The 26318-nt window shown below is 72.7% G+C and carries 27 protein-coding genes; 21 read left to right on the top strand and 6 right to left on the bottom strand.

Translation table 11 applies throughout. The annotated features are described in order from the left end of the window. Positions 1-162: 162 nt before the first annotated feature. Complete coding sequence (gene glgA, locus BCL65_RS16885) at positions 163-1398, top strand: glycogen synthase (RefSeq protein WP_181340747.1); 1236 nt, start codon at positions 163-165, stop codon at positions 1396-1398. Positions 1399-1424: 26 nt separating this feature from the next. Here glgA and BCL65_RS16890 read toward each other — a convergent pair whose 3' ends face one another. Next, positions 1425-2192 (bottom strand): hypothetical protein, encoded by a 768-nt coding sequence (locus BCL65_RS16890; RefSeq protein ID WP_106269691.1) that lies wholly within the window; start codon positions 2190-2192, stop codon positions 1425-1427. 119 nt (positions 2193-2311) lie between these two features. On the opposite strand from BCL65_RS16890, the gene BCL65_RS16895 reads away from it, so the two are divergent. From BCL65_RS16895 to BCL65_RS16920, 6 genes are all read left to right on the top strand, one after another. After that, positions 2312-3109 (top strand): ABC transporter ATP-binding protein, encoded by a 798-nt coding sequence (locus tag BCL65_RS16895; RefSeq protein WP_106269692.1) that lies wholly within the window; start codon positions 2312-2314, stop codon positions 3107-3109. 68 nt (positions 3110-3177) lie between these two features. Further along, positions 3178-3657 (top strand): NfeD family protein, encoded by a 480-nt coding sequence (locus BCL65_RS16900; protein ID WP_106269693.1) that lies wholly within the window; start codon positions 3178-3180, stop codon positions 3655-3657. A 104-nt stretch (positions 3658-3761) separates the two neighbouring features. Next, complete coding sequence (locus BCL65_RS16905) at positions 3762-4883, top strand: SPFH domain-containing protein (protein ID WP_445614935.1); 1122 nt, start codon at positions 3762-3764, stop codon at positions 4881-4883. Positions 4884-5019: 136 nt separating this feature from the next. Continuing rightward, positions 5020-5685 (top strand): TetR/AcrR family transcriptional regulator, encoded by a 666-nt coding sequence (locus tag BCL65_RS16910; RefSeq protein WP_243401156.1) that lies wholly within the window; start codon positions 5020-5022, stop codon positions 5683-5685. Next, on the top strand, positions 5685-7436 hold the full coding sequence (locus BCL65_RS16915) for an ABC transporter ATP-binding protein (protein WP_165800069.1): 1752 nt from the start codon (positions 5685-5687) through the stop codon (positions 7434-7436). Before BCL65_RS16910 ends, BCL65_RS16915 begins: the two co-directional genes overlap by 1 nt. Beyond that, a complete protein-coding gene (locus BCL65_RS16920) occupies positions 7433-9409 on the top strand; it encodes an ABC transporter ATP-binding protein (protein ID WP_106269695.1) in 1977 nt (658 codons plus the stop codon). The genes BCL65_RS16915 and BCL65_RS16920 overlap by 4 nt, the downstream gene beginning before the upstream one ends. On the opposite strand, the gene BCL65_RS16925 is transcribed toward BCL65_RS16920, so the two are convergent. Continuing rightward, a complete protein-coding gene (locus BCL65_RS16925) occupies positions 9390-9911 on the bottom strand; it encodes a GNAT family N-acetyltransferase (RefSeq protein WP_165800068.1) in 522 nt (173 codons plus the stop codon). The two genes, BCL65_RS16920 and BCL65_RS16925, sit on opposite strands and share 20 nt — an antisense overlap. 65 nt (positions 9912-9976) lie before the next feature. Between BCL65_RS16925 and BCL65_RS16930 the strand changes: the two genes are divergently transcribed. From BCL65_RS16930 to BCL65_RS16945, 4 genes are all read left to right on the top strand, one after another. Next, complete coding sequence (locus tag BCL65_RS16930; RefSeq protein WP_165800067.1) at positions 9977-11212, top strand: alpha/beta hydrolase; 1236 nt, start codon at positions 9977-9979, stop codon at positions 11210-11212. An 87-nt stretch (positions 11213-11299) separates the two neighbouring features. After that, the gene (locus tag BCL65_RS16935; RefSeq protein WP_106269732.1) at positions 11300-12508 is read left to right on the top strand and encodes an endo-1,4-beta-xylanase; all 1209 of its coding nucleotides are present in this window, start codon (positions 11300-11302) and stop codon (positions 12506-12508) included. Positions 12509-12520: 12 nt separating this feature from the next. Beyond that, positions 12521-13363, top strand: a complete 843-nt coding sequence (locus BCL65_RS16940; protein ID WP_106269698.1) for a TrmH family RNA methyltransferase — start codon at positions 12521-12523, stop codon at positions 13361-13363. Positions 13364-13445: 82 nt separating this feature from the next. Beyond that, positions 13446-14792 (top strand): DUF2254 domain-containing protein, encoded by a 1347-nt coding sequence (locus BCL65_RS16945; RefSeq protein WP_258176974.1) that lies wholly within the window; start codon positions 13446-13448, stop codon positions 14790-14792. 6 nt (positions 14793-14798) lie between these two features. Here the strand turns inward: BCL65_RS16945 and BCL65_RS16950 are convergent, their stop codons facing one another. Beyond that, positions 14799-15284 (bottom strand): DUF4188 domain-containing protein, encoded by a 486-nt coding sequence (locus BCL65_RS16950; RefSeq protein WP_181340746.1) that lies wholly within the window; start codon positions 15282-15284, stop codon positions 14799-14801. A gap of 76 nt (positions 15285-15360) precedes the next feature. On the opposite strand from BCL65_RS16950, the gene BCL65_RS16955 reads away from it, so the two are divergent. Then, positions 15361-15978, top strand: a complete 618-nt coding sequence (locus tag BCL65_RS16955; protein WP_106269700.1) for a MerR family transcriptional regulator — start codon at positions 15361-15363, stop codon at positions 15976-15978. Between the two features lie 119 nt (positions 15979-16097). Further along, positions 16098-17027: a siderophore-interacting protein gene (locus tag BCL65_RS16960; RefSeq protein ID WP_106269734.1), complete on the top strand. Its 930-nt coding sequence runs from the start codon at positions 16098-16100 to the stop codon at positions 17025-17027. Positions 17028-17036: 9 nt separating this feature from the next. Here the strand turns inward: BCL65_RS16960 and BCL65_RS16965 are convergent, their stop codons facing one another. From BCL65_RS16965 to BCL65_RS16975, 3 genes are all read right to left on the bottom strand, one after another. After that, complete coding sequence (locus BCL65_RS16965; protein WP_106269735.1) at positions 17037-18218, bottom strand: epoxide hydrolase family protein; 1182 nt, start codon at positions 18216-18218, stop codon at positions 17037-17039. A gap of 71 nt (positions 18219-18289) precedes the next feature. Then, a complete protein-coding gene (locus BCL65_RS16970; RefSeq protein ID WP_243401155.1) occupies positions 18290-18880 on the bottom strand; it encodes a YbaK/EbsC family protein in 591 nt (196 codons plus the stop codon). Further along, on the bottom strand, positions 18877-19407 hold the full coding sequence (locus tag BCL65_RS16975; RefSeq protein ID WP_106269701.1) for a YbhB/YbcL family Raf kinase inhibitor-like protein: 531 nt from the start codon (positions 19405-19407) through the stop codon (positions 18877-18879). Before BCL65_RS16975 ends, BCL65_RS16970 begins: the two co-directional genes overlap by 4 nt. Positions 19408-19614: 207 nt before the next feature. On the opposite strand from BCL65_RS16975, the gene BCL65_RS16980 reads away from it, so the two are divergent. The 8 genes from BCL65_RS16980 to BCL65_RS17015 all read left to right on the top strand — a co-directional run bounded on the left by BCL65_RS16980 (position 19615) and on the right by BCL65_RS17015 (position 26313). Beyond that, positions 19615-20355: an SDR family oxidoreductase gene (locus BCL65_RS16980; RefSeq protein WP_106269702.1), complete on the top strand. Its 741-nt coding sequence runs from the start codon at positions 19615-19617 to the stop codon at positions 20353-20355. Positions 20356-20366: 11 nt separating this feature from the next. Continuing rightward, entirely contained in the window at positions 20367-20951 is a 585-nt protein-coding gene (locus BCL65_RS16985; RefSeq protein ID WP_106269703.1) for a TetR/AcrR family transcriptional regulator, read from the top strand. After that, positions 20948-21946, top strand: coding sequence for an NADPH:quinone oxidoreductase family protein (locus tag BCL65_RS16990; protein ID WP_243401154.1), 999 nt, complete (start codon positions 20948-20950; stop codon positions 21944-21946). Before BCL65_RS16985 ends, BCL65_RS16990 begins: the two co-directional genes overlap by 4 nt. A gap of 50 nt (positions 21947-21996) precedes the next feature. After that, entirely contained in the window at positions 21997-22734 is a 738-nt protein-coding gene (locus BCL65_RS16995) for a glucose 1-dehydrogenase (protein ID WP_106269704.1), read from the top strand. A gap of 144 nt (positions 22735-22878) precedes the next feature. Beyond that, entirely contained in the window at positions 22879-23607 is a 729-nt protein-coding gene (locus BCL65_RS17000; protein WP_106269705.1) for an ABC transporter ATP-binding protein, read from the top strand. Then, the gene (locus BCL65_RS17005) at positions 23604-24359 is read left to right on the top strand and encodes an ABC transporter ATP-binding protein (RefSeq protein ID WP_243401153.1); all 756 of its coding nucleotides are present in this window, start codon (positions 23604-23606) and stop codon (positions 24357-24359) included. The genes BCL65_RS17000 and BCL65_RS17005 overlap by 4 nt, the downstream gene beginning before the upstream one ends. Further along, positions 24359-25237: a branched-chain amino acid ABC transporter permease gene (locus tag BCL65_RS17010; RefSeq protein ID WP_106269706.1), complete on the top strand. Its 879-nt coding sequence runs from the start codon at positions 24359-24361 to the stop codon at positions 25235-25237. Before BCL65_RS17005 ends, BCL65_RS17010 begins: the two co-directional genes overlap by 1 nt. Next, positions 25234-26313, top strand: coding sequence for a branched-chain amino acid ABC transporter permease (locus BCL65_RS17015; protein WP_106269707.1), 1080 nt, complete (start codon positions 25234-25236; stop codon positions 26311-26313). The genes BCL65_RS17010 and BCL65_RS17015 overlap by 4 nt, the downstream gene beginning before the upstream one ends. Positions 26314-26318: the final 5 nt, after the last annotated feature.

Here is a 26318-nt window from a genome sequence, read left to right on the forward strand (position 1 = left end):
GGCTCGACCACTACAACCTGGAACGACCCCACACCGGCATCGGCGGCCTACGCCCCATCGACCGAATCAACAACGTCCCGAGTCAGTACACCTAGGACCTCGGGGCGGCGCATGCCGCACGACGCGGCCGGGAGCGCTACGTTGAGGTGCGTGAGCACCCCGCTGAGGATCGACCTGCTGACCCGTGAGTTCCCGCCGCACGTCTACGGCGGCGCCGGCGTGCACGTCGCCGAGCTCTCCGCCGTCCTGCGTCCCCACGCGGACGTCCGCGTGCGCTGCTTCGACGGCCCCCGCGCCGACGCCGAGCACGTGACCGGCTACGACGAGCCCGCCACCCTGGCGGGGGCGAACGCGACGCTCCGCACGCTCGGCGTGGACCTGGCGATGGCCGACGACGTCGCCGGCGCCGACGTGGTGCACTCGCACACCTGGTACGCGAACATGGCCGGGCACCTCGGAGGCCTGCTGCACGGGGTCCCGCACGTGGTCACAGCGCACTCGCTCGAGCCGTTGCGTCCCTGGAAGGCCGAGCAGCTCGGCGGCGGCTACGCCGTGTCGAGCTGGGCCGAGCGCACGGCCTACCTCGGGGCGGCCGGGATCGTCGCGGTCTCCGCCGGCATGCGCGACGACATCCTGCGCTGCTACCCCGAGCTCGACCCGGACCGGGTGCACGTCGTCCACAACGGCATCGACCTGGACGGCTGGGTGCGGCCGTCCGACGACGTCGTGGCGCGCGTCGCGGGGCAGCACGGCATCGACGTGGGGCGCCCGGCCGTGGTGTTCGTCGGGCGCATCACCCGGCAGAAGGGGCTGCCGGACTTCCTGCGCGCCGCGGCCCGGCTCCCGCGCGAGGTCCAGGTGGTCCTCTGCGCCGGTGCCCCGGACACGCCGGAGATCATGGCGGAGGTCCGGGCGCTGGTGGACGACCTGCGCGCCGCACGCGGTGGGGGAGCGGGGGCCGGCGTGGTGTGGATCGAGGAGATGCTGCCGCGCCAGGACCTGTGCGCCGTCCTCGCCGCCTCGACGGTCTTCGCGTGCCCCTCGGTCTACGAGCCCCTCGGCATCGTCAACCTCGAGGCCATGGCCGTGGGCCTGCCCGTGGTGGCCACGGCGACGGGCGGCATCCCCGAGGTGGTCGACGACGGCGTCACCGGCGTGCTCGTGCCGATCGAGCAGGCGGACGACGGCACGGGGACGCCGCTGGACCCTGAGCGCTGGGTGAGCGAGCTGGCCGCGGCCCTGACCGCCGTCGTCGGCGACCCGACCCGGGCCGCCGCGATGGGTGCCGCGGGCCGCCGGCGCGCCGAGGAGCACTTCGCGTGGACGTCGATCGCCGAACGCACGATGGACGTGTACCGGTCGGTGCTGGAGGTCGAGACGGTGGCGCGGGGCCGCTGAGCCCCGTGCTGCGGTGCCCTGACGGTTCAGGGCACCGCAGCGTAGGTGGCGGCGCTCAGCGCTCGTCGCGCCGTGCGCTCGACCTCGCGCAGGGCGGTCGAGCGCTGGTCGGCCTGCCAGACGTTGACCGCCGCGCCGTCGTCGTCGGTCGCCAGGTCCACGATGGCCAGCAGGCGCGTGGCGAGCTGCATGACCCGTGCCCGGCGCCCGTCGAGGTCGGGCACGGGCCAGCTCGCGGTGCTCGAGCTCCGGACCCGCTCGATCGCGTCCGCGGCGTCGTCGCGCCACCGGGCGACGTCGAGCGAGTCGAGCGCCTCGGTCGCGACGACGAGGCTGCTGCGCAGCTCGCGTTCGGCGTCGGCGAGCGACCCGAGCGCCCCCGCCAGGAGCGTGGACCACGGCGGGACCTCCACCACCTGCCACGTCACCAGGTGGCCCGGCTCGAGCGCCGAGCCGAACGGGGTGACCCGGGGCACCGCCGCCCACGAACCGGCGGAGGTCGTCACGAGCAGGCACTCGCCGGACTCGGTGGCCGCGGCCGTGGCGGCCGCCGGGACCCCTGACGGGTCCCCCGGCGCGGGCAGGACGGCGCAGACCTCGCGAGGTCCGTCGGAGAAGGTGGCGACGAGCTCCTTCAGGGTCACCTGCTCGGCCTCGGCGCCGGGCAGGCCGAGGACGACGTGCGGCTCGTCGTCCTCGGTCACCGACCGCACCGCCAGTCCGTGCGACGCGCCGAGCGCCTGGAGCCACAGCGCCAGCACGACGCTGCGGGGCAGGGTGGTGGTCTCGCTCACGCCTCGCACGATAGACGCCTGACGTGCCCCGGCGCCCGTCGCGACGCTTCGTGGACCGTCCCGGCGGCCTCGCCGTGGGTGGGCGGGGAGCGTTCCTCGCTCCGGTAGGGTCGGGCCTCATGAGCGCGGTACTCGACCTGCAGGGCGTCACCGTCCGACGCGGCACCTCCACGATCGTCGACTCCGTCGACTGGACCGTCTCCGAGGGGGAGCGCTGGATCGTCCTCGGCCCCAACGGGGCCGGCAAGACGACGCTGCTGCAGATCCTCGCGGCCCGTTCGCACCCGACGGCGGGCACCGTCGACCTGCTGGGTGAGCGGCTGGGACGCGTCGACGTCTTCGAGCTCCGCCCCCGGATCGGGTTCTCGTCCGCGGCGCTCGCCGACAAGATCCCGCACCACGAATCGGTGCGTGACGTCGTGGTGACCGCCGCGTACGGCGTGACCGGACGCTGGCGTGAGGAGTACGAGGAGCTGGACACCGAGCAGGCGCTGGCGCTGCTCGGCGCGTTCGACGTCGCGGACCTCGCGGAACGGCGCTACGGCACGCTCAGCGAGGGCGAGCGCAAGCGTGTGCAGATCGCCCGCGCGCTCATGACCGACCCGGAGGTGCTGCTCCTCGACGAGCCGGCCGCCGGTCTCGACGTCGCGGGACGCGAGGAGCTCGTCGGTGCGCTGGCCGAGCTCGCGGGCGACGAGGCCTCGCCGGTGCTGGTCGTGGTCACCCACCACGTCGAGGAGATCCCGCCCGGCTTCACGCACCTGCTGCTCCTGGGCGACGGCAAGGTCGAGGCGGCCGGGCCGCTGGAGGAGGTCCTGACGTCGGAGAACCTCTCACGCGCCTTCGGGATGGACCTGCTGGTCGCCCACGGGGGCGGTCGTTGGCTGGCCCGGGCGGCGCGACCCGCCGGACGCTGAAGCGCTGCACATCCCGGCGATAATTTGGTAAATTCAGAGCAAAGCAGACGCTGCGGTCGGAGGTAGCCATGGACGGCTGGGTGTGGTGGATCGGCGGGGCCCTCGTCCTCGCCGTCGTGGAGATGCTCTCGCTCGACCTCGTCTTCATCATGCTCGCCGGTGGTGCGGTCGCCGGCGGGATCACCGCCGCGGCGGGCGGCCCCTTCTGGCTCCAGGTCATCGTCGCGTGCGTCGTGGCGGTCCTGCTGATCGTCACCCTGCGCCCGTGGCTGCTGCAGAACCTGCGCCGCCGGACGGTCCTGGTCGAGACGAACGCCGCCGCCCAGGTGGGCCGGACGGCCGTGGTCATCTCCGAGGTGACCGAGCTCGGCGGTCGCGTCAAGCTCTCCGGCGAGGTGTGGTCGGCTCGGCTGGTCGACGACGGTCTGCCGAACAGCACCGGTCGTGTCCCGGAGGGCGTCGAGGTCCGGGTCGTGAAGATCGACGGCGCGACGGCGGTGGTCGCACCGGCCGGGGCGACGAGCCAGAACGCCGACGGCACCGTCTGACGACGGCGTCCCCAACGGAAAGAGAACTCGTGGAACCAGGAACAATCGTCCTCACCGTCTTGCTGGTCATCGTCGTCATCTTCGTGGTGGTGGCGCTGTTCAAGATGGTGCAGATCGTCCCGCAGGCGACGGCGCTGATCATCGAGCGCCTGGGCCGGTACGAGAAGACCTTCGAGCCGGGCCTGCACTGGCTGATCCCCTTCATCGACAAGGTGCGGGCCGGCGTCGACCTGCGCGAGCAGGTCGTGTCGTTCCCGCCCCAGCCCGTGATCACCTCGGACAACCTCGTGGTCAGCATCGACACGGTCATCTACTTCCAGGTGACCGAGCCCAAGTCCGCGGTCTACGAGATCGCCAACTACATCAGCGGTATCGAGCAGCTCACGGTGACCACGCTGCGTAACGTCGTCGGCTCCATGGACCTCGAGCAGACGCTGACCAGCCGTGACCAGATCAACGGTCAGCTCCGCGGCGTGCTGGACGAGGCGACCGGCCGGTGGGGCGTGCGCGTCAACCGCGTCGAGCTGAAGTCCATCGACCCGCCGGCCTCCGTCCAGGGTGCGATGGAGCAGCAGATGCGTGCCGAGCGTGACCGTCGTGCCACCATCCTCACCGCCGAGGGTGTCAAGCAGTCGGCGATCCTCACGGCCGAGGGTGAGAAGCAGTCGCAGATCCTCAAGGCCGAGGGTGACGCCCAGGCGGCGATCCTCACGGCCGAGGGTGAGGCGCGGGCCATCCTGCAGGTGTTCGGTGCCATCCACGAGGGCAACCCGGACCCCAAGCTGCTCGCCTATCAGTACCTGCAGATGCTCCCGGAGATCGCCAACGGCTCGTCCTCCAAGCTGTGGGTCGTCCCGACGGAGTTCACGGCGGCGCTCGGCTCGATCGCCAAGGGCTTCGGCGGCACGCCCGGTACGCCCGGCATCCCCGCGGAGCCGTCGGACGACGACGACAGCGGCAGCGGCGTGAGCGCCGCCGTGCGCGCTGCGCTGGGCAAGTCCGGACTGCAGGACCCGGGCGAGGCGCTCGCCGAGGCCCGCCGCCAGGCCCAGGCCGCCACCGCCGACGCCACGAGCTCGGGCACTCGTTCCGGTGCGCCGTTCGAGCGTGGTGTCGAGCGCGGCCAGCGCCCGGCAGGGGAGCAGCCGCCGGCTCCGCCCGCCCCGACGCAGCCGCGCACGCTCGGCACGGACGACGAGGGCACACCGCCTCCGCCGCAGCAGTGACCTGAGTCGTCGTCCGGCACCGCCGGAGACGTCGGCCGTCGCAGCCCCGTCGCCCTCGCGGGCGGCGGGGCTGCGTCGTGCTGCACGCCGCCGGGACCACTTGCGGAGTGAGTGCTCACTCATTTATGCTCCGGTGGTGACACAGGACGCCCCGGCCGGCCGCGCCGCCCGGATGGACCCCGCCGATCGCCGTGCGGCGATCATCGACGCCGTGCTCCCGATCGTCGCCGAGCGCGGCGTCGACGTCACCTCGCGCGAGCTGGCCACGGCCGCGTGCGTCGCCGAGGGGACGATCTTCCGCGCGTTCGGGGACAAGTCCTCGCTGCTCGGCGCCGTGGCGGTGGAGGGGCTGCACCGTGCCTCAGGGCCCGAGGAGACCCGCGCCGAGCTCGCCGGCATCGACCCGGACCGTCCGCTCGCGTCGCGCCTGGCCGAGGTCATCGAGCTCGGCCGGCGGCGGATGGGCGAGGTCGTGCGATGGATGGGGGTGCTGCGGGTGCTGCACCACCGCGCAGGGTCCCGGGACGTCGTCGCCGACGAGCGCGTCCGGGACTTCCGCGCGCAGCTCGCCGAGCAGCGCGCCGAGCAACGTGCCGCCACCCTCGAAGGACTCACCGCGGTCCTGGCGCCCGACGCCCACTGCCTGCGCGTCCCGGTCGAGGTGGCGGTCGCGCTCGTCGAGGCGAGCATCGCCGGGACGCACGCCCGGGTCGACCACCTGATGCCCGCACCGTCGGCCGAGGTCATCGCCGACGCGCTCGTCCACGGCATCGTCACCTCGCCCGAGAGCTCGGAGGCCTGATGCTCGTCACGCTCGTGCGCCGCTACCTCCGCCCGTACCGGGCCGCCGTGGCGCTGCTGCTCCTGCTCCAGCTCGTCGCGACGCTGGGCTCGCTGTACCTGCCCGCCCTCAACGCCGACATCGTCGACCGGGGCGTGACCTTGGGCGACACCGGCTACATCATGCGGGTCGGTGGCTGGATGCTCGCCGTCAGCCTCGCCCAGGTGGTCTGCGCGATCGGAGCCGTCTACCTGGGTGCCCGGGCCGCCACCGCGTTCGGCCGGGACCTGCGTCGGGACCTCTTCGACTCCGTCCAGGACTTCTCCGCCCGGGAGCTGGGCGAGTTCGGTGCGCCGTCGCTCATCACCCGCACCACCAACGACGTCCAGCAGGTCATGATGGTCGTGCTCATGACCTTCACGGTCATGGTGATGGCGCCGATCATGATGGTGGGCGGCGTCGTGATGGCTCTGCGGGAGGACCCGACGCTCTCGCGGCTGCTGCTCGTGGTCGTCCCGCTCCTCGGCGTCGTCGTCGGCCTGATCATGTGGCGGATGGTCCCGTACTTCCGGGGGATGCAGGCGCGGATCGACGTCATCAACGCGGTGCTGCGCGAGCAGATCACCGGGATGCGGGTGGTCCGGGCGTTCGTCCGCGAGGAGCGCGAGACGCAGCGCTTCGGTGCGGCGAACGCCCGCCTCTACGACGTCTCCCTCGGCGCCGGCAAGCTGATGGCCCTCGCCTTCCCGACGGTCATGCTCATCATGAGCCTCTCGCAGGTGGCCGTGCTCTGGTTCGGAGCGGGCGAGGTCTCGGCGGGCGAGCTGCAGGTGGGCTCGCTGATGGCCTTCCTGTCCTACATCATGTTCATCCTCATGGCCGTCATGATGTCCACGATGATGGTCATGATGATCCCGCGGGCCGCGGTCGCCGCGGGACGTATCGGCGACGTGCTCGGCACCCGGACGTCCGTGGCCGAGCCCGCCCGGCCGGTCGCGCTGACCTCGCTCGCCGACGGCGAGGGCCCACGGGGACGGGTGGACTTCGAGGCGGTGGAGTACGGCTATCCCGGTGCTGACGAGCCGGTGCTCCGCGACCTCACGTTCACCGCGGCCCCGGGACGGACGACGGCGATCATCGGCTCGACCGGAGCGGGCAAGACGACGCTCCTCCACCTCGTGCCACGGCTCTTCGACGTGACCGGCGGTCGGGTGAGCATCGACGGCACCGATGTCCGGGACCTGTCGCTGCGCGATCTCGGGTCGTTGATGGGGCTGGTGCCGCAGAAGGCGTTCCTGTTCTCCGGCACGGTGGCGGACAACCTGCGCTACGGCAAGGCCGACGCCACCGAGGCCGAGATGTGGGAGGCGCTCGAGGTCGCGCAGGCGCGGGACTTCGTCGAGGCGCTGCACGAGGGCCTCCACGCGCCGGTCTCCCAGGGCGGGACGACGTTCTCGGGGGGTCAGCGCCAGCGCCTCGCCATCGCCCGGGCCGTGATCCGCCGTCCGCGGATCTACCTCTTCGACGACTCGTTCTCCGCGCTGGACTACGCGACCGACGCGCGTCTGCGGGCGGCGTTGCGGCCGCAGACCGCCGACGCCGCGGTGATCGTCGTGGCGCAACGGGTCGCGACGATCCGCGAGGCGGACCAGATCCTCGTCCTGGACCACGGGCGGATCGTCGGGCGCGGCACCCACGCCGAGCTGCTCGAGTCCAACGAGACGTACGCCGAGATCGTCACGTCGCAGATGTCCCTGGAGGAGGCGGCATGAGCGGCCCGCACGGGCCCCGCGTCGGTGTGCCGACGGCCAAGCCCCTGGACTTCAGAGGATCGCTGGGACGGTTCGCCGGCACGATGCGTCCGGAGCGGGCCCGGGTCGTCCTGCTGACGCTGTGCGGCGTGGTCTCCGTCGCGCTGACCGTGACCGGTCCGAAGATCCTGGGCGACGCGACGGACGTCATCTTCGAAGGGTTCGTCGGTCAGCTCCTCGGGCGCACGATGCCGGCGGGCACCACGGCCGAGGAGGCGGTCGCCCGGCTGCGCGCCGCGGGCGACGACGCGCAGGCCGACATGGTCGCCTCGATGGGCGACGTCGTCCCCGGCCAGGGTGTCGACGTCGACCGGCTCGCGCAGATCCTCGCCGTCGTCGTGCTGATCTACCTGGGCGCGTTCGTGTTCGGCTGGCTGCAGGCCCGGCTGATGACCGTCGCGGTGCAGAACACGGTGCGGCGGCTGCGCGACGACGTCGAGGCCAAGCTGCACCGCATCCCGCTCAGCCACGTCGACAAGCAGGCTCGGGGCGACATCCTGTCTCGTGTCACGAACGACATCGACAACGTGGCGCAGACGACCACGCAGACCCTCGCCCAGCTCGTCACCTCCGTCCTGACCGTCGTCGGCGTCCTGGCGATGATGTTCTGGATCTCGTGGGTGCTGGCTCTGGTGGCGCTGGTGACCGTGCCGCTGTCCGTGGTGCTGACCATGGCGATCGCCAAGCGGTCCCAGCCGCAGTTCGTCGAGCAGTGGGCGGCCACCGGTCGGCTCAACGCCCACGTCGAGGAGATGTTCACCGGCCACGCCCTGGTCAAGGTGTACGGCCGGCAGGAGGAGGCCGCGCAGACGTTCGCCCGCGAGAACGAGGCGGTCTACGACGCGACCCGTCGTGCGCAGTTCATCTCGGGCACCATCCAGCCGTCGATGGGATTCCTGGCCAACCTCAACTACGTGCTCGTCGCCGTCATCGGCGGGCTGCGCGTGGCGTCCGGGCAGCTGTCCATCGGTGACGTGCAGGCCTTCATCCAGTACTCGCGGCAGTTCACCCAGCCGCTGACGCAGGTCGCCTCGATGATGAACCTGCTGCAGTCCGGCGTCGCCTCCGCCGAGCGCGTCTACACGCTCCTCGACGCACCGGAGCAGGACCCGGATCCCGTGCCGGCCCGAGACCTCGGGCACGTGCGGGGGCGGGTCGAGTTCTCGGGGGTCTCGTTCTCCTACGACCCCGCCGAGCCGCTCATCGAGGACCTGGACCTCGTCGCCGAGCCGGGGCAGACGGTCGCGATCGTGGGCCCGACCGGGGCGGGCAAGACCACGCTGGTGAACCTGCTCATGCGGTTCTACGAGATCGACGCCGGTCGCATCACGCTCGACGGCGTCGACATCCGGGAGCTGACCCGCCACGGCCTGCGCTCGCGGATCGGCATGGTGCTGCAGGACACGTGGCTGTTCCGGGGCACGATCGAGGAGAACCTGCGCTACGGCGTCCCGGACGACGCCGACGTCTCGGCGGAGGCCTTCCTCGAGGCGACCCGGGCCACCTCGGTGGACCCGTTCGTGCGGACGCTGCCGGACGGGTACGACACGGTGCTGGACGACGAGGGCACCGCGCTGTCGGCGGGGGAGAAGCAGCTGTTGACCATCGCCCGGGCGTTCCTCGCCGACCCGGAGATCCTCGTGCTCGACGAGGCGACGAGCTCGGTCGACACGCGGACCGAGGTGCTCGTGCAGCAGGCGATGAACGCGCTGCGGTCCGGGCGCACCGCCTTCGTGATCGCCCACCGGTTGTCGACCATCCGCGACGCCGACGTCATCGTGGTCATGGAGCACGGCGGGATCGTCGAGCAGGGTGGCCACGACGAGCTCCTCGCGGCCGGTGGCGCCTATGCCCGGCTCTATGCGAGCCAGTTCGCGGCGCCGGCCGTCGAGGAGTCCGAGGTGGTCGAGGACGTCACGACCGCAGCACCATGAGCCGGGCGGGGGGAGATCCCTCCCGCTGCCAGTCGAACCGGGCCTCGCCGACGATCCGCCACCCCTTGCGCAGGTAGACGGCGTGAGCCACGCCGTCGCGGTCGTCGACGTCGAGCACCGGGGTGCGGCCGGTGTCACGGATCCACGCGGCGGCGGTGTCGAGGAGGAGTCCGCCGACGCCACGGCCCTGGGCGTGCGGGTGCACGAAGAGCACGGAGACGCAGGACAGCTCGGCCACGGGCCGGCCTGCGCCCGCCGACCACAGGGCACCGTGCTCGTCGTCGCCCACCGTCGTGGCGCTGACGTGCCCGACGGCCCGGCCGCCGTCGTCGGCGACCCAGGCACGCTCCTCGCCCGGTCGCACGATGAACTCCTCGGCGGGGAACGGCAGCGGCCACCGGTGCGGATACCCCGAGAGGGGCTGCTGCGCACCGAGAGCGTCGACGAGCCGGGGAAGGTCGGCGGCCGTCCGGTCGCGGGTCGTGACGTCGTGTCGCAGCACGTCGAAGATCCTAGGCCCGCTCGCCACAGGTGCGCCGGGCAACGCCGGCGTGCCAGGGTGGACCCGTGACCGCCCACCGCCCCCACCACGCCCCGGGACCGTCCACCGGTGGACGCGGCAGCCCGGGGAGGGACGAGCGCCGCCGCCGACCGAGCGTCGTGGTGGGGATCCTGGTCGTCGTCGCGGTCACGCTGGCGGTCGTCGCGGCGGGAGCGCTCCTGCCGGGGGTGCCGTGGGTCGGGCACGTCGGCGGGTACGCCGCCGCGTGGGCTCCGTGGATCGTCGTGGCGGGGCTGGTGGTGACCCTGGGCGCGGCGGCAACGCTCCTGCGGCACGGCACGGTCGCCCGCGTCGTGGCCGTGGCCGGTGGGCTCGTCGCGGCCGCCGCGGCGCTGGTGGTGGTGACCCAACAGCTGCGGGTGGCGCAGGAGCACGCGGTCGGCGTGCAGATCGCCGAGCTCTTCCGGCTCACGCCGGGTGACGTGGGGGCGGACCTCGACGCCCGGTACGGCGAGGTGGACGGCGAGCCGCAGGACCTGTCGTTGTGGCTGCCCGAGGGGGGTGCGGCCGAGGCGGCGCCCGTCGTGGTCCTCGTCCACGGCGGTGGCTGGGTCTCCGGCGACCGGCTGCAGCGGACCACGGCGTCGCACGCGGCATGGTTCGCCGCGCAGGGTTACCTGGCCGTCAGCATCGACTACCCGCTCTCGAGCGACGACCGCCACCGGTGGGACACGGTGGAGCCGCAGGTGGCCTGCGCCCTGGCCTGGGTGGGCGAGCACGCTGCGGAGCACGGTGGGGACGCGACCGAGCTCTTCCTGGCCGGCGACTCCGCGGGTGGCAACCTCGCCCTGGAGGTCGCCTACCGGACCGCCGCCGGGGACCTGGAGCCCGCGTGCGACGGGCACCTGCCGCCCGTCGCCGCCGTGAGCACGCTGTACCCCGTGGCGTCGCCGGTGGGCGTCCACGACAACCCCGATCCCGTCATGGGTCCGCGGGGACGCGAGCTGACCGAGCGGTACACCGGCGGGACGCCGTCGCAGCACGCGGAGCGGTACGCCGCGATCACGCCGGCCGAGCACGTGACGCCCGGCGCCCCGCCGACGCTGATCGTCACCGGCGAGGCCGACCACCTGGTCCCGCCGGACGGGTCGCAGGAGCTCGCCGCGGTGCTCGCCGGTCAGGGGGTCCGGCAGGAGCTGGTGCTGCTGCCCGCGGCGGACCACGTGTTCGACACGGCGCCCGGCGGGGTGGGCACGCAGGTGTGGCGTGATCTCACGCTGCGGCTCTTCGCGCGGTCCTGAGCCGGGGTGCGGCACCATGGTCGTGTGACGCTCTTCACCGCACTCACGGACCACGCGCCCGACCCGTCCCTGGCGCACCGGCGCGCCATGGCCGAGGTGACCGTCGCCGGGCCGGACGGCACACCGCTGGCGGGCACCGACGTCGTCGTGGCCCAGACGCGGCACGCCGTCGGGTTCGGCTGCATCGGCTTCGAGCTGATGGACCACGTGAACGGCCGGTCGTCCGACCCTGTCTACGACAACGATTTCGCCGACCGCTGGCTCGACCTGTTCAACGTCGCCACGCTGCCGTTCTACTGGGGCACGTTCGAACCCACCCAGGGCGCGCCCCGCACGGCCGAGACCCTGGCCGCGGCCCGCTGGTTCGCCGACCGGGGCGTCACCGTCAAGGGGCACCCGCTCGTGTGGCACACCGTGCAGCCGCGCTGGCTCCTCGACCGTCCGCTGGACGAGGTCGAGCGGCTGCAGCGCGAACGCATCCGGCGCGACGTCGGCGACTTCGCCGGGGTCATCGACACGTGGGACGCGATCAACGAGGCGGTGATCATGCCCGTCTTCACTGCCGAGGAGAACGCGATCACGCCGCTCGCCCGGCTCAAGGGCCGCGTGGAGACGATCCGGATGGCGTTCGACGAGGCCCGGGCCACCAACCCGGGCGCCACCTTGCTGCTCAACGACTTCGACATGTCGACGGCGTACGAGTGCCTGATCGAGGCGGTGCTCGAGGCGGGCATCCGCATCGACCGGCTGGGACTGCAGTCGCACATGCACCAGGGGTACTGGGGCGAGGAGAAGACGCTGCGCATCCTGGAGCGGTTCGCGCGGTACAACATCCCGATCCATCTCACCGAGAGCACGCTGCTGTCCGGAGAGCTGATGCCCGACCACGTCGTCGACCTCAACGACTGGCAGGTGGAGTCCTGGCCGTCGACCCCGGAGGGGGAGGAGCGTCAGGCCGACGAGGTGGAGCGGCACTACCGCACGCTGCTCAGCCACCCGGCCGTCGAGGTGGTCAACTACTGGGGCCTCGGCGACCGCGGGATGTGGCTGGGCGCGCCGGGCGGGCTGCTGCGCGGGGACGGCTCGCCCAAGCCCGCCTACGAGCGGTTGCGCTCCCTGGTCAAGGGCGAGTGGTGGCACGCGCCGACGACGCTGCGCACCGACGACGCCGGGCGCGTCCGCGTCGACGGGTTCCTCGGCGACTACGAGGTGTCGCTGCCCGACGGCGGCCCTGCGGCCGCGCTGCGGCTCGACCGGGCGGGGGAGCAGACGGCACAGGTGCGGCTCGCGGGCTGAGAGAATCCCCGGGTGACCTCGCCCGCCGACCCCCGCCCCGCCGTCGTCCGCGTCACCGATCCCGCCGACCCGAGGCTGCGCGACTACACCGACCTCACCGACGTCAAGCTCCGTACCGTGCGAGAGCCCGCCGAGGGGCTGTTCATGGCCGAGTCCTCGAACGTCATCCGGCGGGCGCTTGCCGCGGGGCACCGGCCGCGCTCGTTCCTCATGGCCGACAAGTGGCTGGACTCGATGGCCGACGTGCTCGACGCCCATCCCGGCACGCCGGTCTACGTGGGCGACGAGCAGGTGCTGCGGGAGATCACCGGCTTCCACCTGCACCGCGGTGCGCTCGCCGCGATGCACCGTCCCGAGCTGCCGGCCGTGCACGAGCTGGTCGCCGGCGCCCGCGGGGGAGCCGGGGCGCGGCGGGTCGCGGTGCTGGAGGACATCGTCGACCACACCAACGTCGGGGCGATCTTCCGGGCCGCCGCGGGCCTCGGCGTCGACGCCGTCCTCGTCTCGCCGCGGTGCGCCGACCCGCTGTACCGCCGGTCGGTGCGGGTGTCGATGGGCACGGTGTTCCAGGTGCCGTGGACGCGGCTCGACACCTGGCCCGGCGGCCTGCACGACCTCCAGGACGACGGGTTCACGGTCGCGGCGCTGGCGCTCGCCGACGACGCCGTCTCGCTGGACGACCTGGCGGCCAGCCCGCCGGAGCGCCTCGCGCTCGTCCTGGGTGCGGAGGGGGACGGGTTGTCGCGCGGCGCCGTCGAGGCCGCTGACCAGGTGGTGACGATCCCGATGGCCGGCGCCGTCGACTCGCTCAACGTGGCATCGGCGTCGGCCGTGGCGTTCTGGGCGACCCGCTGACCGGTGCGGCGACCGCGCCCCTGCCGGCAGCGGCTGTGCCGGTAGATTTCGTGCTACGTGGACGACCGACGAGGGGGTTGGTGTGGGCGACGTCGTAGACCTGGTCCGGGATCGACTCCGAAGCAGCTACTGGTTCCTTCCTGCCGTCATGCTGGTCGTCGCGGCCGGGCTGGCCTGGTCGACCATCACGCTCGACCAGGTGACGGACCCCGAGGACCTGCCCGTCGTCGGTCCCTTCCTCTACGCCGGGAGCACCGAGGGCGCCCGGGAGATCCTGGGCACCATCGCCGCGTCCATGATCACCGTCGCCGGTGTGGTGTTCTCGATCACGATCGTCACCCTCCAGCTCGCCTCGGCGCAGTTCGGCCCGCGGGTCCTGTCGACCTTCATGCGGGACCGGGGTCAGCAGGCGACCCTGGGCACGTTCGTGTCCGCGTTCCTCTACTCGTTGCTCATCCTCCGGGTGCTGCGCAGCGACGACTCGTCGGTGCCGCACCTGTCGGTGACCGTGGCGGTGATGATCGCCGTGGCGGGACTCCTGGTCCTGATCTACTTCGTCCATCACGTGGCCATGGTGATCCAGGCGCCGAACCTCGTGGCGGCGATCGCCGACGAGCTCCGCCGGGCCACCGACTCGCTGTTCCCGGACCCGGAGCCGATCGAGGGTGTGCAGCGGGCACCGACGCAGCGAGTGCTGCCGGCCGACTTCGAGGAGCGCGCGCGCCGGGTCGAGTCCGGGCAGGTCGGGTACGTGCAGACCGTCGATCTCCAGCGACTCCTGCGCATCTGCCGAGAGCACGACCTCGTGATCCGTCTCGACACCCGGCCCGGGCGTTTCGTCGGGCGCCGCTCGACCGTCGCCGTGGCCTCCCCGGACGCGCGTGTCGTGGACGGTGTGGCCGCTGAGATCGCGGCGGCCCTGCTGGTCGGTGCCCGGCGCAGCCACCAGCAGGACGTCGAGTTCCCGATCCAGCAGCTGACAGAGGTCGCGATCCGTGCCCTCTCGCCGTCGATCAACGACCCGTTCACGGCCAGTACCTGCGTCGAACAGGCAGGAGCGGCGCTGTGCGAGCTGGCGACGCGGCGGATGCCGTCGCCGCACCTCGTCGACGAGTCGGGCGCGCTGCGGATCGTGGTGCGCGACCCGGTCACGTGGGACAAGCTCGTCGGTGAGGCTTTCGACCAGGTGCGTCAGTGCGCGGGGTCCCACGTCCCCGTCCTGATCCACCTGCTCGAGTCGCTCGCCCGCGTGGCCTCGTGCGTCGAGCGGGTGGAACGGCTGCAGCCCTTGGAGCGGGAGGCGCGCCTCGTTCTCGAGGCGGCCGAGGAGAACGTGCCTGCGGCGGCGGATCGGCAGAGCGTCCGCCGGCGGTACGATGCGTTCCACGCCGTCGCGGAGCGTCAGCGTGGCGGAGGGAAGGTCGGCTGACGAGGTTCAGCCGCTGCGCTCGGACCGGTGGCGAAGGCGCTCGCGGGCCGTGCGCCCGCGGCTGCTCGCGGGCACGACGCCGGTCGCCGCGGCCAGGCCCATCGCCCCGGGGACACCGACGTAGAGCGTCTCGTGGCCGCCGGCGGGGACCGAGAACGTCTCGTGCCAGACGCCGACGGCTCCGGGGACCCTCTTGGCGCGGCGGTAGAACTCGACCCAGGCGGGCCGGTGCTTGCGCTCGTCCGCGTTGGCATAGCGGTAGACGTCCTCGACGCTGCGCCAGTACTGCACCACCGTCGGGCCGCGCGCGCCGATCAGCGTGGTGGCGCCGAGGAATCCTGAGCCGGGGTCCTGGTAGAGCTCGCGCAGCATCGGTCCCATGGCGGCCAGTGCCGGCCACCAGCCGTCGGGTCGCCAGAGCTTGTTGATCCGCGCGCCGATGAGGAAGACGGCGAGGTCGCCGTCGTGGTCGTGGGTCGTGAGGTGCACCATGACGTCTCCTTGGATAGTTAGACTCTCCATTATTGGGGAGTGCTACTCTCCAATGTCAAGAGGTGAAAGGAGCGGGATGCGCATCTCAGGGCTCGCGGCAGCGACCGGAGTGCCGGTGGCCACGCTGAAGTACTACCTGCGCGAAGGTCTGGTGCCGCCGGGGGCGGCGACGTCGCGCACGCAGGCCGACTACGACGACACGCACGTGGGCCGCGTGCGGCTGGTGCGGGCGCTCACCGAGTCGGCCGGGCTGAGCCTGGCCGCCGTCCGCGACGTCCTCGCGGCGCTGGACGACCCGCCGACGTCGCGCCACGACCTCCTGGGGGCCGCGCACCACGCGCTGGTGGCGGCCGAGGGTGACCGGGCTGCCGGCGCCGGGACGGACCTGTCGCGACGGCGTGCCCGCGAGCTGGTGGCCGAGCGCGGCTGGTGCGACGACCTGCTGCTCGTCGACCGCCTGGCCGAGCAGCTCGACGCGGCCGACGCCGCGGGCGTGGAGGTGTCGGACGACTACCTGCGGGAGCTCGCCGCGGCGGCCGACCAGATCGGTACCGCCGACCTGGGGACCGTGCGGCCCGATCCGGTGTCCGCCCTGCGACAGGTCGTGCTCGGCACCCTGCTCACGGACCCCGTGCTCCTGACCCTGCGGCGCATGGCCCAGGTGCGGGCCAGCAGGGAGACCGGCGGGGTGTGACGCCGCTCACGGGGGTTGTCCCGGGCCGGGCAGGTGAGGTTAGGCTGTCCTGCGTGACCTCCTCCGTGACCGCGACCCAGTCCGAGCCCCTCCGCGAGGTGGCGCCGCAGCCGTGGCGCATGTTCGACGTCGAGGTCAAGCGGGTCACCCGGCTGTGCCCCTCGTTCGTCCGCATCACGTTCACCGGCGACGACCTCGACCTGTTCGCAGACAACGGCGCCGACCAGCGGATCAAGTTCCTGCTGCCCGCACCCTGCGGGGGCTGGGAGTACCTCGACCGGCAGAGCCCCGACTGGTTCACGTCGTGGCGTGCGCTGCCCGAGGAGCGCCGCAACCCGCTGCGCACCTACACCGTGCGTGCGGTGCGGCCCGACCTGCGCGAGGTGGACGTCGACATCGTGCTGCACGGGGACACCGGTCCGGCCTCGCGCTGGGCGAACGGCGCCCGGCCCGGCACGCCGCTGGTCATCCTCGGGCCCAACGCCGCGCACCCCGGCGGCCATGGCGGCCGCGAGTTCGCGCCGCCGGCCACGAGCCACGCGCTCCTGCTCGCCGGCGACGAGACGGCGGTCCCGGCCATCGCGTCGATCTGCGAGGCGCTGCCCGACGACGCCGTCGGTGAGGTGTTCCTCGAGGTCCCGCACCGCGAGGACCGCTGGACGTTCGCCGCGCCCGCCGGCGTGCGGATCACCTGGCTGGCCCGCGAGGAGGCCGAGCACGGCGACCACCTGGTGCCCGCCGTCCAGGAGGCCGCCGACCGCATGCTCGCGATGGGCGTGCGGGCGACGGCCGACGAGCCGGTCGCAGGCCCCGGGTCCGGCACGGTGCGCGACCTGGACGACGTCGACATCGACAACGGGATCCTCTGGGAGGTGCCCGTGGACGCCTCCGGCAGGCCGCTGGCCCAGGACACCGTGCTGTACGCCTGGCTGGCGGGCGAGGCGGGCGTCATCAAGACGCTGCGGCGCTACCTGGTCGGGACCAAGGGCGTGGACCGCAGGTCCGTGGCCTTCATGGGCTACTGGCGCCGCGGCCGCGCCGAGTGCTGAGCCGCAGCATCACCCACGACCGTCGGCGGCCAGCACCGCGGCGAGGCCTTCCTGCAGGTCCCTGACGAAGTAGTCGGGAACCTCCAGCGACGGGAAGTGTCCCCCTGCCTCGGGTGACGTCCATCGGACGATCTGCCGGTACCGCTCCTGCGCCCAGCGGCGCGGGATCTTCTCGACGTCGCGGGGGTACATCGTGATGGCCGAGGGAACGTCGACCCGGAGCTCGGGGTCCATCGAGCCGTGGCTCTCGTGGTAGATCCTGGCCGCGGACGCGCCGGTCCGCGTCAGCCAGTACAGGGTGACGTCGTCCAGGACGCGGTCCCGGGAGATCGTCTCGAACGGGCTGTCCTCGGTGTCCGACCACTCCGCGAACTTGTCGAGGATCCAGGCGAGGAGCCCGACCGGTGAGTCGACGAGCGCGTAGCCGATCGTCTGCGGTCGGGTCGCCTGCTGCTTCGCGTACGCCCCGCGTGGTCCCGCATAGAAGGCGCTCGTCTCCGCGGCCCACCTGCGCTCGTCCGTCGTCAGCCCGTCCGTCGTCAGCCCGGGCAGGGCGTCGGCGAAGGTGGTGTGGATGCCGAGGACGTGCCCCGGGAACCGTCCACCCAGCACGGTGGTGATGTTGCCGCCCCAGTCGCCGCCGTGGGCGAGGAACCTGGTGTAGCCGAGCCTGTCCATCAGCTCGACCCACGCGACCGCGATCTTCTCGGTCCCCCATCCGGTGGCGGACGGCCTGTCGCTGTAGCCGAAGCCTGGCAACGACGGTGCCACGACATGGAAGGCCGGCGTGCGGGAGTCCTCCGGGTCGGCCAGCTCGTCGATCACGTCGATGAACTCGGCGATGCTGCCGGGCCAGCCGTGCGTCAGAATCAGAGGCGTGGCGTCCGCACGGGCAGATCGGCGGTGCAGGAAGTGGATCCCCAGGCCGTCGATGGTGGTGCGGAACTGGCCGATCTGGTCGAGGCGGGCCTCGAATGCCCGCCAGTCGTACCCGTGGAGCCAGTAGTCCACGAGGTCCACGAGGTCGGTGAGCGGGACGCCCTGCTCCCACCGTCGGGCACCCGGCCCGGAGCGACGGATCGTCTCGGCTTCCGGCAGCCGTGCGGCGGCCAGCCGCGTGCGCAGGTCGTCGAGCTCGGTCTCGGGCGCGTGCGCCTCGAACTCTTGCACGTCGCCAGCCCTGTGGTTCACCACGAGTTGCTCCCTCCGGGTGTGCGGATGTGCGGATCAGGGGCCCGTCGGCGACTCCTCGACGTGCCCGGTCAGCCGACGGCCGGCACGACCCCGAGGTCGGCGACGACCTCGGCGCGCGGCGCGGTGCAGAGCAGGTCGCCGGGCAGCAGCAGCTTCGAGCGCCGCAGCCCGGAACCCATGAGGGCGAGCGTCCCCGGGGCGGCGAACCGCTCGTCCACCAGCACTCGCCACGGTTCCGGGAGGCCGAGCGGCGTGATGCCGCCGTACTCCATGCCGGACTCTGCGGTGGCCCGGTCCGCCGACAGGAACGACGCCTTGCGCGCGTCGAGGAGCTTGCGGACCCGGGTGTTGACGTCGGCGCGGGTCGTGGCGGGGACGACGCAGGCCGCGACACGCTCGACGTCGCCACGGCGACCGGCGACCACGACGCAGTTGGCCGAGATCTCCGGCGGCAGCCCGTGCACCGTGTTCAGCGTCGCGGTGTCGGCGTGGTCGGGGTCGATCGCGGCCACCGCGACCTCGGTGCGCACCCGAGGCTCCGTCGCGGACCAGGTGCGCAGGGCGGCGCCGACGGAGGGTGCGAGCAGGTCGGTGTGGTCGAGGGCCCGCACCCAGTCGAGGTCGCCGACGGCGGGCAGGTGCTGTGCCGTCGCGTTCACCGCTGGTACGTGCCGGTGAGGGTCGCGCGCGCGAGCGTGTGGAAGTAGACGTTGAACGCGGCGTGGACGTTCGTGTTCTCGGGCGTCAGCCCCAGGGATTCCACGTCGAGGGCGTGCACGGCGAAGACATAGCGGTGCGCGTGGTCCCCGGGCGGGGGACCGGCGCCCTCGAAGCCCTGCGCGCCGCCGTCGGACGTGAGCTGGAACGCGCCGTCGGGCAGACCCGAGCCGTCGGCCGCGCCCGCTCCGCGAGGCAAGGAGGTCACCGAGGCGGCCAGGTCGAGCACGTGCCAGTGCCAGTAGCCCGACGGTGTCGGCGCGTCCGGGTCGAAGCAGCTCACCACGAACGACCGCGTGGCCGCGGGGAAGCCTGACCAGGACAGCTCGGGCGAGGTGTTGCCGCCGTCGACCGCGAGGTCGGCCGACATCGGTTCGCCGGGCGCGACGTCGGGGCTCGTCAGGTCGAACGTGGCCGGGACGGGCAGCAGCGAGTACGGGTCCGGGGGTACGGGGCGGGTGAAGTCCATGCCACCACTGTGGTGCGGACCGCGGCTGACGGCAACGTCGCCGCCTGAGACGACGTCCCGGGTGTGGCAGCGAGTTCCGCGGTGGGTGCCTGGCAGCGGTGGTGCGTGGTAGCGTCAGGCGCACAAACCGACTGGCCGGTACGGCTGGCGCGTACCGCTCGCGACGTGGCGAGGCGGCGTGGACGACGACGTTCGAGAGGTGGCGCAGTGCGCAGGTTCGCAGGAAGGGTCACGCTCGTCACGGGCGCGAGCCGCGGCATCGGACTGGCGGTGGCGCACCGGCTCGTGGCCGAGGGCGGTCACGTCGTGCTCACCGGCCGCAAGCCGGAGGCGCTCGACGAAGCCGTGGCCGCGCTCGGCCCCGACAACGCGTCCGCCGTCGCCGGCAAGGTCGACGACAACGCCCACCGGGAGGAGGTCTTCGCGCACGTGGCTGAGCGGTACGGGCGCCTCGACCACCTGGTCAACAACGCGGGCATCAACCCCGCCTGGGGACCGGTGCTCGAGGTCGAGCCGTCGGTGGTCCGCAAGATCATCGACGTCAACGTGGTGGCCGCCCTGGAGTGGACGCGTGACGCCGTCGCCGCGGGCCTGCGGTCGTCGATCGTCAACACCGCCTCGATCTCCGGCACCTCCACGAGCCCGAACATCGCCTTCTACGGGGTGTCGAAGGCCGCGCTGATCAACCTCACCGGCCAGCTCGCCCAGGAGCTGGCGCCCCGGCTGCGCGTGAACGCCGTCGCGCCGGCGGTGGTCAAGACGCACCTGTCCCGAGCCCTCTACGAGGGCAAGGAGGACGCCGTCGCGGCCGGCTACCCGCTGGGACGGCTGGGCGTGCCCGACGACGTCGCCGGCCCGATCGCGTTCCTGTTGTCCGACGATGCCGGCTGGATCACCGGCCAGACACTCCGGATCGACGGTGGCGCGTCCATCGTGCCCGTCGGGTGAAGGATGGACCCATGAAGACCACCCACGTCGCCGACTCGGTCCTGCAGGCAGCCCTCGACCTCTTCGCCACCCAGGGCTACGCGACCACGAGCGTCCAGCAGATCGTCGAGGCCGCCGGCGTCACCAAGGGCGCCATGTACCACTACTTCCAGTCCAAGGACGACCTGCTCTTCGCGATCTACGACCGCATGCTGTCGCTGCAGAAGCGCCGGCTCGAGGAGATCGTCGCGGCAGGGGGCACCACGACGGACGTCCTGCGCGCGGTGTGCGTCGACGTCGTCGAGACGTCCATCGACCTGCTGCCCGAGGGCACGGTGTTCTTCCGGAGCATGCACATGCTCACGGAGCCCCGGCGCAAGGAGGTCACCCAGCGGCGGCGGGAGTACCACGACGAGTTCGCCGCGCTCGTCGCCCAGGGGCAGGCCGAGGGAGCCCTGCGGACGGACGTGCCGCGCACGGTGCTCATCGCCCACTTCTTTTCCGACGTGCACTACCTGTCGTACTGGTACTCGCCGTCGGGGCCCGAGACCAAGACAGAGGTCGCGAACCAGCTGACCGACCTCTTCCTGCGCAGCATCACCGTGGAGGACGGATGACCGAGACCATGCGCGCCTGGCGCGTCACCCGCAACGGCGAGCCGACCGAGGTCATGAGCCTCGACGAGGTCGACCGCCCCGAGCCCGGGCCGGGGGAGGTGCTCGTGCGCACCCGTGCCGTGGCGGTGAACTTCCCGGACGTCCTGCTCGCGCGCGGCACCTACCAGGTGCGGCCGGAGCTGCCGTTCGTGCCCGGCATCGAGCTGTGCGGCGACGTCGTCGCGCTCGGCGAGGGAGTCGACGGTCTCGGGCGCGTCGCCGTCGGCCAGCGCGTGGTGGGTTCGGCGATCGGCGTGCTCTCCGAGTACGCCGTGCTGCCGGCCGCGTCGTGCCACCCGGCGCCGGGCTCGCTCGACGACGCCCGGGCCGCGGCGCTGACCATCGCCTACCAGACGGCCTGGTTCGGGCTGCACCGCCGTGCGGCGCTCGCCGCGGGCGAGACGCTGCTCGTCCACGCCGCCGCCGGCGGGGTCGGCACCGCCGCCTGCCAGCTCGGCGCGGCGGCAGGTGCCACGGTGATCGGGGTCGTGGGCAGCGAGGCCAAGGCCGACGTCGCCCGGGCGGCCGGCGCCAAGCACGTGCTGATCCGCTCGGACGGCCTCGCCGCCCAGGTCAAGGAGCTGACCGGCGGTGCCGGGGCCGACGTGGTGTTCGACCCCGTGGGCGGGCCTTCGTTCGAGGCGTCGACCCGGTGCATCGCGTTCGAGGGCCGGATCGTCGTCGTCGGTTTCGCCAGCGGTGAGGTCGCACCGGTCCGGGCCAACCATGCGCTGGTGAAGAACTACGGCGTGCTGGGGCTGCACTGGGCGCTCTACCAGCAGCGCGACCCCGCCCTCGTCGACGCGGCGCACGTCGAGCTGACGCAGCTCGCCGACGCGGGCGCGCTCGAGCCCGTGGTGGCCGACGTCGTCCCGTTCGACCGGGCCCCGGACGCGGTCCGACGGCTCGCCGAGGGGACCACGACCGGGCGCCTGGTCGTGCGCGTCGCCGACTGACCCGCCCGACCCTGGCTGGACCGAGGATCCTCTCCGTGCGAAGGAGCACCGTGACCACTGACCTCACCGACCGCGTCGCGATCGTCACCGGGGGAGCCCGGGGGATCGGCGCCGCCTACGTCCGTGCCCTGCACGACGCCGGCGCGCGCGTGCTCGTCGCCGACCTGCTGGAGGCGGACGGGTCCGCGCTCGCCCACGAGCTGGGAGACCGCGCCCGGTTCGCCCACCTCGACGTCACCGACGAGGCGGGCTGGACCCGGGTCGTCGACGACACGGTCGCGGCATGGGGTGGTGTGGACGTGCTGGTGAACAACGCCGGGATCGCCAACGCCGGCCCGATCGAGCACTACCCGCGCACCAAGTGGGACGCCGTCATCGCGGTGAACCTGACCGGGACCTACCTCGGCTGCCGGGCGGTCGTGCCGGCGATGAAGACGGCGGGCCGCGGCTCGATCATCAACGTCTCGTCCGTCGAGGGCATGCGCGGCAGCACCCACTTGCACGGTTACGTGGCCTCGAAGTTCGGGGTGCGCGGGCTGACGAAGTCGTTGGCCGTCGAGCTCGGCGCGGACGGCATCCGCGTCAACTCGGTGCACCCGGGATTCATCGACACGGAGATGACGGCGAAGATCGATCCGTCCGGCCTGCCGATCCCGCTGCGCCGCGGGGGCCGCCCCGAAGACCTGACCGGCACGGTCCTGTACCTGGCCGGCGAGGGGTCCGCCTACGTGACCGGTGCGGAGATCGTGGTCGACGGCGGCATGATCAACGGCGTGGGGCACCTCTGAGCCACTGACCGTCCGGCCTCGTGACCTGCGTCGAAGGCCTTCCTGAACCATCTGTGTCACAGCCGTGCAACAACCGTCAAAATGACATACCGTCCAGTCGGTTTATACGCTAGGGTGTGACGCATCCGACACGAAGAGGTGCCGATGTCCAGCAACACACCGCGACTCCAGGTCGACGGGCTCACTGTCACGTTCGGTGGTCTCACCGCGCTCGACGACGTCAGCTTCACCGTGGGCGACGCCGAGACGGTGGCGCTCATCGGTCCCAACGGGGCCGGCAAGACGACGGTGTTCAACGCCGTCTGCTCCTTGGTCCGGCCCCGTGCCGGCACCGTCCGCATCGACGGCCGGCCCGCACCCACAGCGCCGACCGGGCTGCCGGCCCGCGGGGTCTCGCGGACGCTGCAGGGGCTCGGCCTGTTCGCCGGGATGACGGTCCTGGAGAACGTGCTCGTCCCGCTGGTGGGTCCGGCGATTTCGACCGCCGTACCGGACGCGGCGCCGGCCGTGCTCGAACGCCTCGGCCTGTCTGCCGAGGCGGGGACCCCGGTCGACGCCCTGCCGTACCCGGAGCGCAAGCGGGTCGCGCTCGCGAGGGCCCTCGTCACCGGGCCGCGGCTGCTGCTCCTGGACGAGCCGGCCGGCGGACTGGGTGCGGAGGACATCGCCGACCTCGCCGGGATCGTCCGCGGCCTCTCCGCGGACGGCTGCTCGGTGCTGCTCGTGGAGCATCACGTGGACTTCGTCATGGACGTCGCCGACCGGGTCGTCGTGCTCGACTTCGGCCGCGTCGTCGCCTGCGGGACGCCGGACGAGGTCCGTGCCGACCCGGCCGTCGAGGCGGCCTACCTCGGACTGGAGGCTGCGGCGTGACCACCCCGACCGAGACTCCCGCGACCACGACGACCCGGACGATGCTCGCGATCGAGGGCCTCACCGTCGGCTACGCCGGCGCCCCTGTCATCGACGGCATGCGCCTCGACGTGCCCCACGGCGCCGTGGTGGCGCTCCTGGGCGCCAACGGAGCCGGCAAGACGACGCTGCTGCGCACGGTCTCCGGCCTGGTGCGGCCTCGCTCCGGGCGGATCAGCCTGGACGGGCAGGACCTGTCGGGGCTCAGCGTCGAGGACCGGGTCCGGCGAGGCCTGGCCCAGGTCCCCGAGGGGCGCAGCGTCGTGTCCGAGCTCACGGTCGAGGAGAACCTGCACCTCGGTGCGCTCTGGAAGATCCCGGGCCGGTCCGCGCGCCGCGCCGCCGTGGCCGAGGTGTACGAGGCCTTCGAGCCGCTCGCGCGCCGACGGCGCAGCATGGGTCACCAGCTCTCCGGTGGTGAGCGTCAGATGCTCGCCCTGGCGCGGGCGCTCGTCGCCCGTCCACGGGTGCTGCTCCTCGACGAACCGTCGCTCGGCCTCGCGCCACGCGTCGTCGCCCAGCTGTTCGCGATCCTGCGGGACACCGCGGAGCGCACCGGGCTGACGGTGCTGCTCGCCGAGCAGAACGTCACCAGCGCACTCTCGATCGCCGACCGCGGCGTCGTGCTCGGCCTGGGGGAGATCGTCGCCGACGCTCCGGCCGCCGAGATCGCCGCCGACCCTGCCCTCCGGCACGCCTACCTGGGGTTCTGATGGATCGTCTCGCCTTCCTCCTCGCCACGGGCCTCGCCCGCGGCCTGGTCATCGCTCTCTTCGCCCTGTCGCTGGTGATCATCTGGCGCGCCGCCCGCATCGTGAACTTCGCCCAGGCGGCCATGGCGATCGTCGCGGTCTACGTGGCGTTCGCCGTGACGCAGGCCACCGGCTCGTTCTGGCTCGGGCTCGCTGCCGCCCTGGTCACCGGAGCCGCCGTCGGGGCCGCCGTCGAACGCTGGCTGATCCGGCTCGTGCCCAGTACCACGCCGCTACCCGGCATGATCGTGGCGATCGGCCTGGTGATGGTCCTGCAGTCGGCCATCAGCATCGCCTTCGGGCCGAAGCACCGCCCGATGGCCGCGCCCTTCAGCGAGCAGCCGTTCTCCGTCGGCGGGGTGGCCGTGCTCTCGCCCTACGACCTGTTCATCCTGCTCGTGGCCCTCGGCGTGGTGGCCGTCCTGGCCGTGCTGTTCAACGGGACCACGCTCGGGCTGCAGATGCGGGCGTCCGCGATGGCCCCCGAGGTGTCTCGGCTGCTGGGCGTCCGGGTGCCGCGGATGATCACCCTCGGCTGGATGCTGTCGTCCGCCGTCGCGGCGCTCGCGGTGCTGCTGCTCGTGCCCACCGAGCTCGGCCTGAACGCGCACAGTGCGGACATCCTGTTCGTCCACGCCTTCACGGTGGCGGTGCTCGGCGGGCTGGACTCGCCCAGCGGTGCGCTCGTCGGCGGAGTGGTCGTCGGCATCCTCATCAGCCTGGTCACCGGGTTCCTCGGCGCAGGTCTCGCGCCGATCGCGGTGCTCGTCCTGCTCACCGTCGTCCTGCTCGTGCGGCCGGGCGGCATCTTCGCAGCCAAGGAGGCGCGGACCGCATGACCGCCACCATCAGCTCTCGGACCCGCGGGATCGTGCTGCGGGCGCTCGCGCTGACCGTGCTCGCGCTCGCCGCGACGTTCCTGCTCGACTCCTACCGGAACTACCAGCTCGCCGTCGTCGCCGCGGTGTTCTGCGCGACGGCCGGGCTCACCCTGCTGGTCGGGCTCACCGGGCAGCTCTCCCTCGGGCACGCCGTGCTGATGGCGTGCGGCGGCTACGGCTATGCGCTGGCCGCAGGGTTCGCCGTCGAGGTAGACCTCAGCGGGATGCTGCGCTTCGCGCTCGGGATCGTCGGAGCCGTCGTCGTCGCCGGAGCAGTCGGCGGTCTCCTCGGGCTCGCCGGAGCCCGGCTGCGGGGGCCCTACCTGGCGGGACTCACCCTGGCACTCGTCATCGCGTTGCCCGCGTTCACCTCGCAGGTCCCGGGTCTGGGTGGTGACCAGGGCCGGAACGTCCCCTTCGAGCCGGTCCCGGACTGGCTCGCCCCCGTGCTGTTCAGCACCGAGCAGTGGCACGCGTGGATCGCGATCCTCGTCGCCGCCGTCGCGGTCACCCCGCTGGCCGTCCTGCGCTCGGGGAGGGCGGGCCTGCGCATGCGGGCCGTCCACGGTGACGAGGTCGCCGCGCGCCTGGCCGGCATCTCGCCCGGCCGGGTCAAGTCCCACGCCTTCGTCGCCGGTGCGCTCTCGGCCGGGCTCGGGGGCGCGGTGCTCGCGATCGTCACCCAGAACGTCAGCCCCGGCGGCTACGACCTGGCCTTCTCGCTCCTGCTGCTCGTGGCCGTGGTCGTCGGCGGGCTGGGCAGCATCGGGGGAGCCGCCGTGGGTTCGGTCCTGGTGGTCCTGCTGCCGTGGCTCATCGACACCCTCACGACGTCGGTGGGCCTGCCCGCCGACGTCGAGCAACGACTCTCGGGGAACCTCGTGGTCCTCGTCTTCGGAGCGCTCCTCATCCTCGTCACCGTCGTCTGGCCCGGCGGGTTGTCGCACGCCTTCGCCGGGCGCCTCGGTTCCCTGTCCGCCCGGCTCCGCCGGCGGTCCGACCAGCACGTCCCGCAATCGCTCACAGAGAGGTGACTCCC

Origin of the sequence: Isoptericola halotolerans, assembly GCF_003003075.1 — a bacterium.
In the GTDB taxonomy this organism is placed as follows: Bacteria; Actinomycetota; Actinomycetes; order Actinomycetales; family Cellulomonadaceae; genus Isoptericola; species Isoptericola halotolerans_A.